Source organism: Citrobacter sp. S55_ASV_140, assembly GCF_018919505.1.
In the GTDB taxonomy this organism is placed as follows: Bacteria; Pseudomonadota; Gammaproteobacteria; order Enterobacterales; family Enterobacteriaceae; genus Citrobacter; species Citrobacter werkmanii.
Map to the genome: position 1 here is coordinate 18245 of NZ_JAHLQZ010000030.1, position 18168 is coordinate 36412.

General features: G+C 56.2%; 15 protein-coding genes. 11 read left to right on the plus strand and 4 right to left on the minus strand.

Annotation, left to right across the window (positions count from 1 at the left end; genetic code table 11):
• The first annotated feature begins 119 nt into the window (after positions 1 to 119).
• The 4 genes from fes (at position 120) to wzz(fepE) (ending at position 6834) form a co-directional block, all read left to right on the plus strand.
• Positions 120 to 1337 carry an enterochelin esterase gene (gene fes / locus KQJ18_RS07440; protein ID WP_216421760.1) on the plus strand — a complete coding sequence of 406 codons (1218 nt, stop codon included), beginning with the start codon at positions 120 to 122 and terminating at the stop codon, positions 1335 to 1337.
• A 30-nt stretch (positions 1338 to 1367) separates the two neighbouring features.
• On the plus strand, positions 1368 to 1586 hold the full coding sequence (locus tag KQJ18_RS07445; protein ID WP_087857112.1) for an MbtH family protein: 219 nt from the start codon (positions 1368 to 1370) through the stop codon (positions 1584 to 1586).
• Positions 1583 to 5473 (plus strand): enterobactin non-ribosomal peptide synthetase EntF, encoded by a 3891-nt coding sequence (entF, locus tag KQJ18_RS07450; protein ID WP_216421761.1) that lies wholly within the window; start codon positions 1583 to 1585, stop codon positions 5471 to 5473. Before KQJ18_RS07445 ends, entF begins: the two co-directional genes overlap by 4 nt.
• Before the next feature lie 227 nt (positions 5474 to 5700).
• Positions 5701 to 6834: an LPS O-antigen length regulator Wzz(fepE) gene (wzz(fepE), locus tag KQJ18_RS07455; protein WP_216421762.1), complete on the plus strand. Its 1134-nt coding sequence runs from the start codon at positions 5701 to 5703 to the stop codon at positions 6832 to 6834.
• A 45-nt stretch (positions 6835 to 6879) separates the two neighbouring features.
• Here wzz(fepE) and fepC read toward each other — a convergent pair whose 3' ends face one another.
• The 3 genes from fepC to fepD are packed head-to-tail and all read right to left on the minus strand — an operon-like array spanning position 6880 to position 9670.
• Complete coding sequence (gene fepC, locus KQJ18_RS07460; RefSeq protein ID WP_038638617.1) at positions 6880 to 7677, minus strand: iron-enterobactin ABC transporter ATP-binding protein; 798 nt, start codon at positions 7675 to 7677, stop codon at positions 6880 to 6882.
• Entirely contained in the window at positions 7674 to 8666 is a 993-nt protein-coding gene (fepG, locus tag KQJ18_RS07465; RefSeq protein ID WP_085047549.1) for an iron-enterobactin ABC transporter permease, read from the minus strand. The genes fepC and fepG overlap by 4 nt, the downstream gene beginning before the upstream one ends.
• The gene (gene fepD / locus KQJ18_RS07470) at positions 8663 to 9670 is read right to left on the minus strand and encodes a Fe(3+)-siderophore ABC transporter permease (protein ID WP_216421763.1); all 1008 of its coding nucleotides are present in this window, start codon (positions 9668 to 9670) and stop codon (positions 8663 to 8665) included. The genes fepG and fepD overlap by 4 nt, the downstream gene beginning before the upstream one ends.
• 109 nt (positions 9671 to 9779) lie before the next feature.
• On the opposite strand from fepD, the gene entS reads away from it, so the two are divergent.
• Positions 9780 to 11015, plus strand: a complete 1236-nt coding sequence (gene entS / locus KQJ18_RS07475) for an enterobactin transporter EntS (protein ID WP_069323130.1) — start codon at positions 9780 to 9782, stop codon at positions 11013 to 11015.
• A 39-nt stretch (positions 11016 to 11054) separates the two neighbouring features.
• Here entS and fepB read toward each other — a convergent pair whose 3' ends face one another.
• On the minus strand, positions 11055 to 12011 hold the full coding sequence (gene fepB / locus KQJ18_RS07480; RefSeq protein ID WP_085047547.1) for a Fe2+-enterobactin ABC transporter substrate-binding protein: 957 nt from the start codon (positions 12009 to 12011) through the stop codon (positions 11055 to 11057).
• Positions 12012 to 12198: 187 nt separating this feature from the next.
• On the opposite strand from fepB, the gene entC reads away from it, so the two are divergent.
• From entC to KQJ18_RS07510, 6 genes are all read left to right on the plus strand, one after another.
• Positions 12199 to 13374: an isochorismate synthase EntC gene (entC, locus tag KQJ18_RS07485; RefSeq protein WP_216421764.1), complete on the plus strand. Its 1176-nt coding sequence runs from the start codon at positions 12199 to 12201 to the stop codon at positions 13372 to 13374.
• Positions 13375 to 13383: 9 nt separating this feature from the next.
• A complete protein-coding gene (entE, locus tag KQJ18_RS07490; protein WP_110498585.1) occupies positions 13384 to 14994 on the plus strand; it encodes a (2,3-dihydroxybenzoyl)adenylate synthase EntE in 1611 nt (536 codons plus the stop codon).
• 13 nt (positions 14995 to 15007) lie between these two features.
• On the plus strand, positions 15008 to 15865 hold the full coding sequence (locus KQJ18_RS07495) for an isochorismatase (protein ID WP_216421765.1): 858 nt from the start codon (positions 15008 to 15010) through the stop codon (positions 15863 to 15865).
• The gene (gene entA, locus KQJ18_RS07500; RefSeq protein ID WP_216421767.1) at positions 15865 to 16620 is read left to right on the plus strand and encodes a 2,3-dihydro-2,3-dihydroxybenzoate dehydrogenase EntA; all 756 of its coding nucleotides are present in this window, start codon (positions 15865 to 15867) and stop codon (positions 16618 to 16620) included. Before KQJ18_RS07495 ends, entA begins: the two co-directional genes overlap by 1 nt.
• Positions 16621 to 16622: 2 nt before the next feature.
• Positions 16623 to 17036: a proofreading thioesterase EntH gene (gene entH, locus KQJ18_RS07505; RefSeq protein ID WP_085047763.1), complete on the plus strand. Its 414-nt coding sequence runs from the start codon at positions 16623 to 16625 to the stop codon at positions 17034 to 17036.
• Between the two features lie 184 nt (positions 17037 to 17220).
• Positions 17221 to 18168, plus strand: a 948-nt coding sequence (locus KQJ18_RS07510; RefSeq protein ID WP_275945368.1) for a carbon starvation CstA family protein, incomplete at its 3' end; no start/stop codon positions are given.

Here is an 18168-nt window from a genome sequence, read left to right on the forward strand (position 1 = left end):
AAAAACTGTGCGCGCTTCCCACAGCGCGACAATACGCTATTGCAAATGCAAATAGTTATCAATAATATTATCAATATATTTCACGCTAGATCATAAAAATTCACAGTAAACATGGGGTTATGGCGGTGACGACGTTAAAGACGGGAAGCGAAGCGTGGTGGCAGTCGAAAAAAGGCCCGGAGTGGGAGCGTGAAGAGAACGGAAATTATCGGGTAACCTTCTGGTGGCGTGACCCGCAGGGAACGGAAAAAGAGTCAGCCATTCGTCGTGTGTGGGTCTATATCACCGGCGTCACCGACCATCATCAAAATGTCCCCCCTCAGTCGATGCAACGCATTAACGGTACAAATGTTTGGTGCTGGAGTGTTTCCCTCAGCGCCAACTGGCGCGGTAGCTACTGCTTCATTCCCACCGCTCGGGATGACATTTTTGCCGCGCTGGCGGCGGACGAAACGCCTGACCGAAACGTGCTGCGTGAAGGCTGGCGACAATTGTTACCGCAGGCGATTGCCGATCCTCTCAATCCGCAGAGCTGGCGGGGAGGTCGTGGCCATGCGGTGTCAGCGCTCGAAATGCCAGACGCTCCCGTACAGCCCGGTTGGGATCAGCCTGCGGCTCCCGATTGCCCCGCTGTTTGCCTGCAATGGCACAGCGCCAGGCTTTGCAATACGCGTCGCGTATGGGTATTTACCACCGGTGACGACCAACCAGAAGCACGTCCGCTGGCTATCCTACTGGACGGTCAGTTTTGGGCGCAAAGTATGCCGGTGTGGCCTGCGCTGGCATCGCTCACGCACCGCGGAGATCTCCCTCCCGCCGTATATCTCCTGATTGACGCTATCGACACATCTCATCGTAGCCGCGAACTGCCGTGTAACGCCGATTTTTGGTTGGCGGTACAGCAGGAGCTTTTGCCGCTGGTGAAGACGACCACTGCGTTCAGTGACGATCCGCAGCGCACGGTGGTAGCCGGACAAAGTTTTGGCGGGTTGTCTGCGCTGTATGCCGGGCTGAACTGGCCCGCGCGCTTTGGCTGTGTGCTCAGCCAGTCCGGTTCTTTCTGGTGGCCGCATCGCGGCGGTCATCAGGATGGGGCGATTGTTGAACAACTGAAGAGCGGCAAGGTCAGCGTTCAGGGGCTGCGTATCGTTCTGGAGGCCGGGATCCGCGAGCCGATAATTTTTCGTGCCAATCAGGCGCTATATGCCCAATTACCCTCTGCACCACAATCTATTTTCTGGCGTCAGGTTGATGGCGGACACGATGCGCTTTGCTGGCGCGGTGGCCTGATGCAAGGGCTAATGACGCTCTGGCAGCCGCTTTCCGAGACGATTTAACCGGACGATGTTCCACGACAGGAGTTGAGTATGGAGTTCAGTAACCCCTTCGATAATCCGCAGGGCCAGTTTTACATTCTGCAAAACCCACAGCGTCAGTTTAGCCTCTGGCCGCAGCAGTGCTCACTTCCTGCTGGCTGGCAAGTCGCGTGCGAACCGCAATCGCAGGAAGCCTGCCAGCAATGGCTGGATGCAAACTGGACCACGCTGACGCCAGCAAACTACGTTGATGTGCAGGAGGCTCCATGACTCAGCGTTTACCGTTAGTCGCGGCTCAGCCGGGGATCTGGATGGCGGAAAAACTCTCCACCTTACCCTCGGCGTGGAGCGTGGCGCACTATGTAGAATTAACCGGCGAACTGAACGCGCCGTTGCTGGCAAAGGCAATCGTTGCCGGTCTGGAGCAGGCTGATACTCCGCGGATGCGGTTTAGCGAAGATAACGGTGAGGTCTGGCAATGGGTTGATCCTGCGCTCACCTTCGCGGAACCTGAAATTTTCGACCTGCGCGAAAAATCTCACCCACATGAAGCAGCCCGCGCACTGATGCAGGCCGATCTGCAACAGGACTTACGCGCTGATGGTCATAAACCGTTGGTTTTCCATCAGCTCATTCAGGTAGGTGATAACCGCTGGTACTGGTATCAGCGTTACCATCATCTGCTGGTTGATGGCTTCAGCTTTCCCGCCATTACCCGCCAGATAGCCGCCATTTACTGCGCATGGCAGAGTGGCGAACCCACGCCGGATTCTCCTTTTACGCCGTTTGCCGAGGTCGTGGAAGAGTATCAACAGTATCGTCAAAGCGATGCCTGGCAACGTGATGCTACTTTCTGGACCGAGCAGCGTAAACAGTTACCGCCCCCGGCGTCGTTGTCGAACAAACCGTTGCCGGGGCGCTCGGCCAGTGCCGATATTATTCGTCTGAAGCTCACCGCGCCTGAAGGCGCGTTCCGCCAGCTTTCAGCACGTATGCCTGATGTGCAGCGTGCGGATCTGGCTCTCGCGCTGGTAGCGTTGTGGCTGGGACGTTTATGTAGCCGAATGGATTATGCCGCCGGATTTATCTTTATGCGGCGTATGGGATCGGCGGCACTCACGTCCACCGGACCGGTTTTAAACGTTTTGCCCTTTGGCGTGAGGCTGGATGCGGCAGAAAGCTTGCCTGCGCTGGCACAGCGGTTGGCAGGGCAGTTGAAGAAAATGCGCCGACATCAGCGTTATGACGCTGAACAAATTGTGCGCGACAGCGGGCGTGCAGCCGGTACCGAGCCGCTGTTTGGCCCGGTGCTGAACGTGAAAATATTCGATTATCAGCTAAATATTCCCGGCGTTCAGGCGCAGACCCATACCCTGGCGACAGGCCCGGTCAACGATCTTGAGCTGGCGCTATTCCCGGATGAAAACGGTGGGCTGAGTATTGAAATCCTCGCCAATAAACAGCGTTATGATGCCGCGACACTGGCGCAACACGCATCGCGTTTAACCGCGCTTATCGAACAGTTTGCTGACAATCCGGCGCTATGCTGTGGTGAGGCCGGGATGCTGTTGCCAGCGGAGTATGAGCAACTGGCGAAGATTAACGACACGACCGTGGAGATCCCGGCCACGACGCTGAGCGCGCTAGTGGCGCAGCAGGCCGATAAAACGCCGGATGCCCCGGCGCTGGCCGATGCTCGTTATCAGTTTAGTTATCGTGAAATGCGCCAGCAGGTTGTGGCGCTGGCGCACCTACTGCGCGCGCGGGGCGTACAGCCAGGTGACAGCGTTGCAGTGGCATTACCGCGTTCAGTATTCTTGACGCTGGCGCTGCACGGTATTGTTGAAGCCGGAGCCGCCTGGCTGCCATTGGATACCGGATACCCGGACGATCGCCTGCGGATGATGCTCGAAGATGCAAAGCCAAAATTAGTGATCGCAACCGATGATCAACTGGCGCGCTTTGGCGATATCCCGGGGCTGGAAAGTCTGTGCTACAACGCGCCGCTGCCAGCGGGAGATACCGCGCCGTTGGCCCTCTCTCAACCGCATCAAACGGCCTATATCATTTTTACTTCCGGTTCTACCGGCAGACCCAAAGGGGTGATGGTCGGGCAAACGGCGATCGTCAACCGCCTGTTGTGGATGCAAAATCACTATCCGCTGACGGCAGAGGATGTGGTGGCGCAAAAAACGCCATGCAGTTTTGATGTCTCGGTGTGGGAATTTTTCTGGCCGTTTATTGCCGGCGCAAAATTGGTGATGGCGGAGCCCGAGGCGCACCGCGATCCGCTGGCGATGCAGCAATTCTTCGCCCAATACGGGGTGACGACCACTCACTTTGTTCCTTCCATGCTGGCTGCTTTTATTGCGTCATTGACGCCAGAAACTGCGCAGAAAAGTTGTGCTTCGCTGAAGCAGGTATTCTGCAGCGGCGAAGCCTTGCCTGCAGATTTATGTCGTGAGTGGGAACAGTTGACCCATGCGCCGTTGCACAATTTGTACGGACCAACTGAAGCGGCGGTTGATGTGAGCTGGTATCCGGCCTGGGGGGAAGCGCTCGCCGCCGTAACCGGCAACAGCGTGCCGATTGGTTATCCGGTATGGAACACCGGTTTGCGGATCCTCGATGCCATGATGCGTCCGGTGCCCTTCGGCGTAGCGGGTGATCTATACCTGACGGGGATCCAACTGGCGCAGGGTTATCTGGGACGAGCGGATCTGACGGCAAGCCGCTTTATCGCCGATCCGTTTAATGCCGGTGAACGCATGTACCGTACCGGAGATGTGGCCCGCTGGCTGGAAAATGGCGCGGTGGAATACCTGGGGCGCAGCGATGACCAGCTTAAAATTCGCGGACAGCGTATTGAACTGGGGGAAATTGATCGGGTGATGCAGCAACTGCCCGATGTCGAGCATGCTGTTGCCCATGCCTGCGTATTTAATCAGGCAGCGGCGACCGGCGGCGATGCGCGTCAACTGGTGGGGTATCTGGTGTCGCAATCGGGTTTACCGCTGGACACCTCTGCATTGCGGGAGAGTCTGCGCGAAAAACTGCCAGCGCATATGGTGCCGACGGTATTGCTGCAACTGGCGGAGCTGCCGCTCAGCGCGAACGGTAAATTGGATCGTAAAGCGTTACCGATGCCTCAGTTAACGTCACGTACAACGGGACGTGCGCCGCGCCCTGGGATCGAAACCACCATTGCGCACTCTTTTGCGGCCTTGCTGGATTGTGAGGTCAATGATGTGGAGGCAGATTTCTTTGCGCTGGGCGGACATTCTCTGCTGGCGATGAAGCTGGCGGCGCAATTGAGTCGTATGTTTGAACGACAGGTGACGCCAGGTCAGATTATGGTGGCTTCTACCGTTGAACAACTCAGCGCATTGCTGGAGAGTGATGATGATGAACAGTCGCAGCATCTGGGGTTTGAGACGCTGCTGCCGCTGCGTGAAAGTCACGGCCCAACGCTGTTTTGCTTCCATCCCGCGTCGGGTTTTGCCTGGCAGTTTAGCGTGCTGTCGCGTTACCTCAGCCCGCAGTGGTCGATTACAGGCATTCAGTCGCCGCGACCGGATGGACCCATGCAAACGGCGGAAAACCTCGATGCGGTATGTGACCATCATCTGGCAACGCTGCTTAACCAGCAGCCTCACGGTCCATACTATTTATTAGGTTACTCGCTGGGGGGGACGCTGGCGCAGGGGATTGCCGCGCGTTTACACGCCCGGGGGGAGGATGTTGCCTTCCTGGGGCTGCTGGATACCTGGCCGCCTGAAACGCAAAATTGGCAGGAAAAAGAGGCCAATGGCTTGGATCCTGCCGTACTGGCGGAGATCGAGCGTGAACGTGAAGCGTTCCTGGCCGCACAGCAGGGCAATGCGTCTGACGCGTTATTCAACGCTATCGAAGGCAATTATGCGGATGCGGTTCGCCTGTTAACTACAGCCCACAGCGTACCTTTTGCGGGCCACGCTACGCTGTTTGTGGCTGAACGCACATTACCGCAGGACGTTAACCCTGAACGTAGTTGGTCACCATGGATATCCAGTCTGGAGGTTTATCGTCACGACTGCGCGCATGTCGACATCATTTCTCCCACCGCGTTTGAGACGATAGGGCCTGTAATCAATGCGTTGATTAATCAATCTGCGTAACAAAGTCACTTTTGCTATTACGGCAATCGAACAACTCCATAATGCAAGGTCATGTTGTGGAGTTGTTGCTTTGGTGTGGGATGGGGTGGCGAAGGGAGTGAATAAATTCCGAAGATAATTTTTGGTAGGGGCAGATGCGTAAAGAAAGTTTCAGATAATTCTGACTAGCTGGTAGACTTCTCCCACGGGAGTGTTTTTCTTTTGGGAAAGTTTTCAGGTCACGCAACATGTCATCATTGAATATTAAGCAAGACAACGTTTCGGAATTTACTGCTTATCCTCAGCCTACGGTAAACGCCAACGAAATTGATTTAATTAACCTGGTCGAAATCTTATGGCGCGCCAGGACGAAAATTGTGGCTACCGTTTTCGCTTTTGCCTGTGCGGGTATTCTGGTCTCTTTCCTGCTGCCGCAAAAATGGACCAGTCAGGCCATCGTGACGCCGGCAGAACCGGTTCAGTGGCAGGATCTCGAGAATACGTTGACCAAATTGCGCGTACTGGATATGGATATTAACGTCAGCCGCAGTGATGTGTTTAACCTGTTTATCAAAAAATTCCAGTCGCCCTCATTGTTAGAAGATTATCTGCGTTCTTCACCCTATGTGATGGATCAATTGAAAGGCGCTGATATTGACGAAATGGACCTGCACCGCGCAATCGTCAGGCTCAGTGAAAAAATGACCGCGGTTGACAGCAATGTGGGAAAAAAGAATGAGACCTCGCTGTATACCTCATGGACGCTGAGCTTTACCGCCCCTCAGGCCGAAGAAGCCCAGTCTGTGCTACAGGGTTATATCCATTATATTTCTTCTATTGTTGAGAAAGAAACGCTGGAAGATATTCGCAATAAACTGTTCATCAAAACCAGTTATGAAAAAGAAAGACTGGCGATGGATCGCGTCAGGCTCAAAAACCAGATGGAAGCAAATATTCAGCGGCTCAACTACTCCCTGGAGATTGCGAATGCCGCCGGGATTAAAAAGCCGGTCTACAGTAATGGCCAGGCGGTGAAAGATGATCCTGATTTCTCTATTTCACTGGGCGCTGATGGTATCTCGCGTAAATTAGAAATTGAAAAATCAGTAACAGATGTTGCGGAAATTAACGGAGAATTACGTAACCGCCAATATCACGTTGATCAGCTGTTAGCCATGAACGTGAGCGACGTAAAATTTACGCCGTTTAAATATCAGCTTTCACCTTCGCTGCCGGTGAAAAAAGATGGTCCGGCTAAATCGATGATCGTTATTCTGGCTGCGTTACTGGGTGGTATGGTGGCCTGTGGCGGCGTTCTGCTGAACTACGCCATGGTGTCGCGTAAGCAAAAAATGGCGTTTATCGATCAGCAACTGGTGTGATTAATTGCCGTATGGCGGCAGGCAGCCGCCATACGTTAACTCTCGCTATTTGTTGCGCCCTAGCGGTACGACTAACGGCGTGCCGGCAACCGGATCGTCGATAATCATACAGCGTAATCCATAGATTTTTTCGATAAGCTCCGCCGTAACTATCTCCTTCGGCGCCCCCTCGGCAATAATTTTTCCGTCACGCAGCGCAATCAGGTGCGTTGCATAGCGACAGGCCTGATTGAGGTCGTGCAGAACGGCGGCCAGCGTATAACCCTTCTCCCGGTTTAGCTCACTAAGCAGCTCCAGCAGATCAATCTGATGACTGATATCCAGCCAGGTGGTGGGTTCATCGAGCAACATAATCGATGTTTCCTGCGCCAGCACCATTGCAATCCATGCGCGCTGGCGTTGTCCGCCGGAAAGCGTATCTACACTTTGCGCCGCCAGATGGGTGATCCCTGTGGCCTGCATCGCTGTGTTTACCGCGATTTCATCTTCTTGCCGCCAGCGGGTAAACAGCGGCTGATGTGGGTAACGCCCGCGAGCAACCAGCTCCTGTACGGTAATATCACCCGGCGTGGTGGCGTTTTGCGCCAGCAAACCTATTCTGCGTGCGACCTCTTTGCTGGCATAGTGCTGAATATGCTCACCGTCGAGCCAAACCTTGCCGTGGGCGGGCGTCATCAGACGACTCAGTGTGCGCAGTAGCGTTGATTTCCCGCAGCCGTTTGGCCCAATAATCGCGGTAAAGTGACCGTCGGGAATCGACACATTGAGATTTTCCGCTACGGTAAACTTGCCATAACCCAGCGTTAACTGGTCGCCGCGCAAACGGGCAACTGATTCGATCATTTTTTGCGGGACTCCTGAATTAACAAGACGATAAGATAAATACCGCCGAGGCTTACGGTGACAACGCCCACCGGAAGCTGATAAGGCATAAACAGCTGTTGGGCGCATAAATCCGCCATCAGCAGCAGCAGCGCGCCGCATAGCGCTGACAGGGTTAATCCCCAGCGGGATGTGCCGCTAAGTCGACGCGCAATATGGGGGGCGACGAGAGCAATAAAGGAAATTGGACCTGCCAGCGCGGTGGCGGCGGCGGTCAGTACCACGGCGACCAGCATCATCATCAGACGCGAACGCTCAACGCTGACGCCTAGCGCACAGGCGCTGTCGTCACCCATTTCCAGTAAACGCATCCGGCGCACCAGCAGTGTGGCGCACACCAGCATCACAATAATCAGCGGGGCAGAAGGCCAGGTCTTGGCCCAGGTCAGGCCATTGAGCGAGCCGGCGTTCCACAGTCCGGCCGTTAATGCGGTTTCTAATGACGCTTTCAGCAGCAGCCAGGTGTTGAACGCCACCAGCATAGCGCGTATGCCGATACCGATAATAATCAGCCGGAAGGTGTCGATGCCGTTGCGCCAGGCGAGCGCCCAGACCACCAGTGAAGTCAGGATCCCACCCAGCATAGCCGCCAGCGCGATAGCGGTGAGATGCTGTCCAAACAGCACCATTGCCACCAGTACACCGCTCCAGGCACCGGTATTGAAACCCATCACATCCGGGCTGCCCAGCGGGTTGCGCATCAGCGACTGAAATATTGCGCCGCTCACGCCGAGCGCCGCGCCAATCAATAACGCCATGAGCACGCGCGGCAAACGCCATTCGGTGACCACCAGCGTGATACTGCGCGGCGCATCGCCGAACAGAGCGGCAATAATTTGCTGAGTTTCCAGCGTAACGACGCCGCTACGCAGGCTCCACAACCCAACGGCGAGACAGCCTACAACCAGCAGCAGGCTGCTGATGACCAGACGACGGGAGAGGTGCATCATGTGCCACCCCCGCGCGATTTACGGCGAACCAGAAAGATAAGCACCGGCGCGCCGATAAACGCGCTGACCACCGAAACACGTAGCTCGCCGGGGACAATCAGGCGACCGATGATATCGGCAATTAACAGCAGAGAGGGGGTCGCAAGAAGGGTAACGGGCAGTGACCAGCGGTGATCCGCCCCCACCAGCCAGCGCGCCATATGCGGCATCATCAGGCCGATAAAGGCGATAGGACCGACAATTGCGGTCGCGCTGCCGCACAGGACGGTAATCACCAGCAGGCCAATAAACTGCGTGCGGGCGACTTTACTGCCCAGCGCGGTAGCGGTGTCGCTACCAAGACTCAGGCTATTCAGGGCGCGGCTGAGAAACAATGCGGCAGCCGCGGCAATCAATACCGGCACCAGCACCACCTTCAGCGTTTGCAGACTGCGGATATCCAGCGAACCGGCCTGCCAGAATCGCAACTGATCGTAGACGTCCGGGTTGAGTAGGGCGATGCCGGTGGATAGCCCCTCGAGCACTGCACCCAGTGCAACGCCCGCCAGCGTCAGTCGTACCGGACTGAGCTGCCCGCCGCCCTGGCTACCGGTAAACGCCACAATCAGCGAGGCGATCAGCGCCCCGGAAAAAGCTATCAGCAATTGTTCCTGTGGGGAAGAGAAACCGAACAGCGACGCGCCCAGCACGATGGCGAAGCTGGCGCCAGAATTAACGCCAAGGATCCCCGGATCGGCGAGCGGGTTACGCGTGAGCGTTTGCATTAAGGCGCCCGCCAGACCCAGCGCGCCGCCGGCGAGCAGTCCTGCCAGCGTACGTGGCAGTCGCGCGTCCAGCACGATGGTGCAATCCGCGCTTTGGCAACTGCCGGTGAGTGCATCCAGCACCACGGATGCAGGTAGCGATTTTGCGCCAATAACCAGACTTAATACCGTGGTGAGAACAAGTAATAACAATAGTCCGGGCACGGCGAAAGCGCGTGTCGCGGAAACAGAGCATGACATATCAACTTCCCTGATAATGATAGTAATTATCGTTATCGATCTTATTTGGATATGTTAGCATGTGCAGCCATCGAATGGATATTGAAAAAGTACCTGGTAAGGCTCTGTAATGAATCGACAATCCTGGCTGCTTAATCTCAGCCTGTTAAAGACCCACCCTGCATTTCGCGCCGTCTTCCTCGCTCGTTTTATTTCCATTGTCTCTTTGGGGCTACTCGGTGTGGCGGTTCCGGTACAGATCCAGATGATGACCCAGTCGACCTGGCAAGTGGGTTTATCGGTGACGTTGACCGGTAGCGCAATGTTTATTGGCCTGATGGTTGGCGGCGTACTGGCCGACCGCTATGAGCGTAAAAAAGTGATCCTGTTGGCGCGTGGAACCTGTGGCGTCGGCTTTATTGGTTTGTGTCTGAATGCGCTGCTGCCCGAACCGTCGTTACTGGCGATTTATCTGCTTGGCTTATGGGACGGTTTCTTTGCCTCGCTGGGCGTGACGGCTTTGCTGGCAGCAACGCCGGCGTTGGTCGGGAGGGAGAATTTGATGCAGGCCGGGGCGATTACCATGCTGACGGTGCGTTTGGGTTCGGTCATTTCGCCGATGCTTGGTGGGGTACTGCTGGCGACCGGTGGCGTGGCCTGGAACTACGGCCTGGCGGCGGCAGGCACGTTCATAACCTTACTGCCTTTATTGAGCCTTCCCGCGTTACCTCCACCGCCGCAGCCGCGCGAGCATCCGCTGAAATCGCTGCTGGCAGCATTTCGCTTTTTGCTCGCCAGTCCGCTGATTGGCGGCATTGCGCTGCTCGGCGGCCTGTTGACCATGGCGAGCGCCGTGCGGGTGCTGTATCCGGCGCTGGCGATTAACTGGCAGATGTCGAGCGCGCAAATTGGTTTGTTGTATGCGGCCATTCCTCTTGGCGCGGCGGTGGGCGCTTTGACCAGCGGACAGCTGGCGCACAGCGTTCGTCCGGGATTGATCATGCTGGGTTCTACCGTGGCTTCATTCCTGGCTATCGGTCTGTTTGGGTTGATGCCGGTCTGGGAGCTTGGGGTTGTCTGCCTGGCGCTGTTCGGTTGGTTAAGTGCGGTTAGCTCTTTGTTGCAGTACACCCTGTTACAGACGCAGACGCCAGAAGCGATGCTCGGGCGAATTAACGGTTTGTGGACGGCGCAGAACGTCACCGGGGACGCGATTGGCGCGGCGTTGTTAGGTGGTTTGGGTGCGATGATGACGCCGGTCGCCTCGGCAAGCGTAAGTGGATTTGGGCTGGTGATTGTCGGTCTGCTACTGCTGTTGTTGCTGGGGGAATTACGTCGATTCCGGCAAATGCCTGTGAATACCTGACGGGCCGGATAGGGCGTTAGCCGCATCCGGCGCTGGCGATTAAAAGAGAGCTGACAGACGTTGCAACAGCAGCGTCGCGCTGTAGTAGTCGAGACGGAAGGTTTCCGTGCCCAGGGCGTAAACACGTTTATTCTGCACGGCTGGCAGATGCGCCAGAAGCGGATTGGCATAAATGGCGTCGGCATCTTTGCTGTCGCCAGCAAACAGGAACAGCGCTTCGCCGTTCAGGCCAGCCGCCAGATTTTCACCGCCAAGCTGGATGATATCGTGGCGTTTGCCCTGGCTCTGGCTGGTGTGCAAACCGGCAGGTAGCGGCGCCAGCGTGAAGCCTAACTGTTCCATCAGCTTGCCCTGTGCCGACTCAGGCGTCCAAAGATTGGCGCTGTGCGCCGCCGCGGTATAGACCAGCGCGTTGACCGGCTGTGGCGGTAGGGTGATCCGTTGCTTAACCGCTTGCAGTTGCTTATCAAATTCGGCAATTCGCGCGGCTGCCTGCGTCTCCTGACCGGTAATTTCACCCAGTTGCGTCAGCAGCGTCTGCCAGCTTTTGTCGTCGTAGTTGATGATAAGCGTGGGCGCAATGGTGGACAACTGATCGTATAGCGCGAGGGCGGAGTCGCCGCCGGTGGCGCTTACCAGAATCAGATCCGGCATTTGTGCCGCGACGGCTTCCGCACTTGGTTCGCCGATGTACAGACGGCTGAGTTTGCGTTCCCTGGCCACGTCGCTCCATTGACGTAAAAAGCCCTGCGCATCGCCAATGCGGTTGTTCGGCGTGGTGGCGCCGCTGGCGATGACCGGGGCATCAATCGCCAGCAGCGAGCCGGTAAGGGTGACGCTGGTGGAGACAATGCGCTGCGGCTTATGCTCCAGCGTATGCGTGCCACGGCTGTCGGTGATCTGACGCGGCCAGTCGGCGGCGTGACCTAAAGAAATTCCTGAAATAAACAAACCAGTCAGTAAAAGCACGGTGCGACGAAAAGAGGGGAGACTCACGAATCAGCTTCCTGTTATCAGTATGGTTAATGCTTCTCATTTTCATTGTTAGCGAGCGAGGATGCAAGCCAAAGTCGCACATTGTGCTGCCACAAGAGTTGACATACAGCCGCTTTGCTTTTAGGTTAGCGACCGAAAATATAAATGATAATCATTATTAGAGCCTTTATCATTTTTGGAGGATGATATGGATATGTCACTGGCCGAGGAAAAAACGCAGACTATGCCGACGCTCGCTCCCGACAGTTTTTTCTTTATGTCGCCGTATCGTAGTTTTACGACGTCAGGATGCTTCGCCCGCTATGCGGAACCGGCAATTGATGGCGATTCGCCAGACAGCCCTTTCCAACACAAAATGCACGCGCTGTTTGCTGATGCCAAATCGCAGGGCATCGCTAACCCCATTATGGTCGGGGCAATTCCTTTCGATACCCGCCAGCCATCATCGCTGTTTATTCCCCAATCGTGGCAGAGCTTCTCTCGCACGGCAAAGCAGCAATCATCACGTTACTTTACCCGGCATCAGTCATTAAACGTCGTTGAGCGTAAATCGATTCCGGAACAGGACTTTTTTGAAGAGATGGTTGCCCGGGCGGCTGCGCTGACGGCCACGCCGGAAGTCGACAAAGTGGTGTTGTCACGTCTGATCGATATCACCACCGATGCCAACATTGACAGCGGTGCGCTGCTGGAGCGTCTGGTGGCGCAAAATCCGGCGAGTTACAACTTCCATGTCCCCATTGAAGACGGTGGCGTATTGCTTGGCGCCAGCCCGGAACTGCTGTTGAGCAAAGAAGGCGATCGTTTTAGCTCGCTGCCGCTGGCCGGTTCGGCGCGCCGTCAGCCTGATGATGTGCTGGACAGGGAAGCGGGGATCCGCCTGCTGGCATCTGAGAAGGATCGCCATGAGCACGACCTGGTGACGCAGGCGATGAAAGCCGTGTTGCGCGATCGCAGCAGTGAATTGCAACTCCCTTCCTCTCCGCAACTGGTCACTACGCCTACGCTCTGGCACCTCGGCACGCCGTTTGAAGGAAAAGCCAACGCAGAGGAAAACGCGCTGACGCTGGCGTGCCTGTTGCATCCGACGCCTGCGCTGAGCGGTTTCCCGCATCAGGTTGCGCGCAACATTATCGCCGAGCTGGAGCCGTTCGATCGCGACTTGTTCGGCGGCATCGTCGGCTGGTGTGATGCTGAAGGTAATGGCGAATGGGTGGTGACGATCCGCTGCGCGAAGCTGCTGCGTAATCAGGTTCGTTTCTTTGCCGGTGCCGGTATTGTGCCTGCGTCTTCTCCGGTTGCGGAATGGCGTGAAACGGGAGCCAAGCTTGCCACCATGTTGAATGTTTTTGGACTGCATTAAGGAGTCATGATGAGTATTCCTTTCACCCGTTGGCCGGAGGAGTTTGCCCGCCGTTACCGTGAAAAAGGCTACTGGCAGGATTTGCCGCTGACCGACATTCTGACCCGTCACGCCGAGAGCGACCATACGGCGGTCATTGATGGTGAACGCCATCTGAGCTATCGCCAGTTGAATCAGGCGACTGACAATCTCGCCTGCAGCCTGCGTCGTCAGGGAATCAAACCTGGCGAAACCGCGCTGGTGCAGTTGGGCAATGTGGCGGAGCTGTATATCACCTTCTTTGCGCTGCTCAAGCTGGGCGTCGCTCCGGTGCTGGCGCTGTTTAGCCATCAGCGTAACGAACTCAATGCTTATGCTAAACAGATCGCACCCGCGTTACTGATCGCCGATCGCCAGCATGCGCTGTTTAGCGGGGAAGATTTTCTCAATACCTTTGTGGCTGAACACAATTCAGTGCGCGTGGTGCAACTGCGCAATGATGAAGGCGAACATAACCTGCAAATGGCGATAGACCAGCCTGCGGCTGATTTTACCGCGACGCCATCGCCTGCTGATGAAGTGGCGTACTTCCAGCTTTCTGGCGGTACCACCGGGACGCCGAAGCTTATTCCTCGTACCCATAACGATTACTACTACAGCGTGCGTCGCAGTAATGAGATCTGCCGCTTCACTAGGGAAACGCGCTATCTGTGCGCGATCCCGGCGGCGCATAACTACGCCATGAGTTCGCCTGGTTCGCTTGGCGTGTTCCTGGCTGGCGGCACCGTGGTTCTGGCGGCTGACCCGAGCGCAACCCTGTGCTTCCCGCTGATTGAACAGCATCAGGTTAACGTCACGGCGCTGGTGCCGCCGGCGGTGAGCCTGTGGCTGCAGGCGATTGCGGAGTGGGGGAGCAATGCGCAATTGGCTTCGCTGACGCTGCTGCAGGTCGGTGGGGCACGGCTTTCCGCCTCGCTTGCGGCGCGTATTCCGGCGGAGATTGGCTGCCAGTTGCAGCAGGTTTTTGGCATGGCGGAAGGGCTGGTGAACTACACCCGTCTGGACGACAGCCCTGAGCGCATCATCAATACCCAGGGACGACCGATGTGCCCGGATGATGAAGTCTGGGTCGCCGATGCTGATGGTAATCCCCTGGCGCAGGGCGAAACGGGCCGCCTGATGACGCGAGGTCCGTACACCTTCCGGGGTTACTTCAACAGCCCGGAGCACAATGCCAGCGCCTTTGACGCCAACGGTTTTTACTGCTCCGGCGATCTGATCGCTATCGATCAGGATGGCTATATCACCGTACAAGGGCGTGAGAAGGATCAGATCAACCGGGGTGGCGAGAAGATCGCAGCAGAAGAAATTGAAAACCTACTGTTACGCCACCCATCGGTGATCCATGCCGCTCTGGTCAGTATGGATGACGAACTGATGGGCGAGAAAAGCTGTGCATGGCTGGTGGTGAAAGAGCCGCTGCGCGCGGTGCAGGCGCGCCGTTTCCTGCGTGACCAGGGCGTGGCGGAATTCAAATTACCTGACCGTGTGGAGTGCGTTGAGTCACTCCCGCTAACCCCGGTCGGTAAAGTGGATAAAAAACAATTACGTCAGTGGCTGGCGTCACGTTCACTGGCCTGAAGGAGAAAAAGAGATGGCAATTCCTAAACTGCAGGCTTATGCACTGCCTACGGCGCTTGATGTTCCAGCCAATAAAGTCGACTGGACGTTTGAACCTGAACGCGCCGCGCTGCTGATCCACGACATGCAGGACTATTTTATCGGCTTTTGGGGGGATAACTGCCCGATGATGGCGCAAGTGGTGGCTAACATTGCCGCACTGCGTCAGTTCTGCAAAGAGCACAACATTCCGGTGTATTACACCGCGCAACCCAAAGAACAGAGCGATGAAGACCGCGCCCTGCTGAATGATATGTGGGGACCAGGCCTGACGCGTTCGCCGGAACAGCAAAAGATCGTTGATGCGCTGGCTCCCGATGAGGCGGATACCATCCTGGTGAAATGGCGTTACAGCGCATTTCATCGCTCTCCGCTGGAGCAGATGCTTAAAGATACTGGCCGAAATCAACTGATTATTACCGGTGTGTATGCCCATATTGGCTGCATGACCACTGCGACTGACGCGTTCATGCGCGATATCAAGCCGTTTATGGTCGCCGATGCGCTGGCGGACTTCAGCCGTGAAGAACACCTGATGTCGCTGAAATACGTGGCGGGACGTTCCGGTCGGGTGGTGATGACCCAGGAACTTTTGCCAACGCCGGTTCCGGCGAGTAAAGAGGCGCTGCGCAGCGTGATTCTGCCGCTGTTGGATGAGTCCGAGGAGCCAATGGATGACGAAAACCTGATCGACTACGGGCTGGATTCCGTGCGCATGATGGCGCTGGCGGCGCGCTGGCGTAAAGTTCATGGCGATATTGATTTCGTGATGCTGGCGAAAAACCCGACCATAGACGCCTGGTGGAAGCTACTCTCCCGCGAGGTGAACTGATGGCCGGATTTGATTTTACCGGGAAAACCATCTGGGTGACCGGCGCGGGTAAAGGCATTGGCTACACTACGGCACTGGCATTTGTGAAAGCCGGCGCGCAGGTGACTGGCTTCGATCGCGAATTTCCTCAGGATAACTACCCGTTTGCGACCGAAGTGCTGAATGTGGCCGATGCCGGGCAGGTGGCTGAGGTGTGCCAGCGTGTCCTTAAAGCGTGCGAGCGGCTGGATGTGTTGGTCAATGCCGCCGGTATTCTGCGCATGGGGGCCACTGACGCACTGAGCGTTGAAGAGTGGCAGCAGACGTTTGCCGTTAACGTTGGCGGCGCGTTCAATTTGTTGCAGCAGACGATGGCGCAGTTTCGTCGCCAGCAGGGCGGGGCGATCGTGACCGTCGCCTCAGATGCGGCGCACACGCCGCGGATCGGCATGAGTGCTTATGGGGCGTCAAAAGCCGCGCTAAAAAGCCTGGCGCTCACCGTCGGACTGGAACTGGCGGGCAGCGGTGTGCGCTGTAATGTGGTTTCGCCAGGCTCGACCGATACTGACATGCAGCGCACGTTATGGGTCAGTGATGACGCGGAGCAGCAGCGTATTCGCGGGTTTGGCGAACAGTTTAAGCTTGGTATCCCGTTGGGGAAAATCGCCCGACCGCAGGAGATCGCCAACACCATTTTATTCCTCGCCTCCGACCTTGCCAGCCACATTACGCTACAGGATATCGTGGTGGATGGCGGCTCAACGCTGGGAGCATGATGATGATCTGGAAACGCCATCTCACGCTGGATGAATTAAATGCCACCAGCCACAACACCATGGTCGCGCACTTAGGTATCCTTTATACCCGACTGGGCGATGATGTGCTGGAGGCCGAAATGCCGGTTGATACCCGCACGCATCAGCCGTTTGGTTTGCTGCACGGCGGCGCGTCGGCGGCACTGGCCGAAACGTTGGGTTCAATGGCGGGTTATCTGATGACCCGCGACGGGCAGTGTGTAGTCGGTACAGAACTGAACGCCACGCACCATCGGGCGGTTTCGCAGGGCAAAGTGCGCGGCGTTTGTCAGCCGCTGCATCTTGGACGGCAGAATCAAAGCTGGGAAATCGTCATCTTTGATGAGCAAGGACGACGCTGTTGTACCTGCCGATTAGGTACTGCAGTGATGGGGTGAAGTCGCCCGACAAAGTAAAATGAAATTGCAGGGTTAACAGGTAAATGAAGTGATCTAGTTAACACTGCAATGTAAAAACTCAGTGATACTTCGGGTTTGTATGGTTGTCATGTTGTTAAATTCAGAAAAGATGTTATAGAAACAAAATGTAACATCTCTCTGACCTGGACAACGGATAATCAATATGAATAAATCAGGGAAGTACCTCGTCTGGACAGTGCTCTCCGTGATGGGAGCATTTGCCCTCGGCTATATCGCATTAAACCGTGGTGAACAGATCAACGCGTTGTGGATAGTCGTGGCGTCGGTCTGTGTCTACCTTATCGCTTACCGTTTCTATGGCCTGTACATTGCGAAAAATGTGCTGGCGCTGGACCCGACGCGTATGACGCCAGCTGTGCGCCATAACGACGGTCTGGATTATGTTCCTACCGATAAAAAAGTGCTGTTCGGTCACCATTTTGCGGCGATTGCCGGGGCGGGTCCGTTAGTCGGACCGGTACTGGCGGCACAAATGGGTTATCTGCCGGGTATGATCTGGCTGCTTGCCGGGGTGGTACTCGCGGGGGCTGTGCAGGACTTCATGGTGCTGTTTGTTTCTACCCGTCGCGATGGTCGTTCCCTTGGCGAACTGGTGAAAGAAGAGATGGGCCCAACGGCGGGCGTTATTGCGCTGGTAGCCTGTTTTATGATCATGGTGATTATCCTCGCGGTACTGGCGATGATCGTCGTGAAAGCGCTGACCCACAGCCCGTGGGGAACCTACACCGTCGCGTTTACCATTCCGCTGGCGATCTTTATGGGGATCTACCTGCGTTATCTGCGTCCGGGCCGCATTGGCGAAGTGTCGGTCATCGGTCTGGTATTCCTGGTGTTTGCCATTATTTCCGGCGGTTGGGTGGCCGAAAGTCCGACCTGGGCACCGTATTTTGACTTTACCGGCGTACAACTGACGTGGATGCTGGTGGGCTACGGTTTTGTCGCTGCCGTGCTGCCGGTATGGCTGTTGCTGGCCCCGCGTGATTATCTCTCTACTTTCCTGAAAATCGGCACCATTGTTGGCCTGGCGGTAGGGATTTTGATCATGCGTCCGACGCTGACCATGCCTGCGCTGACCAAGTTTGTTGACGGT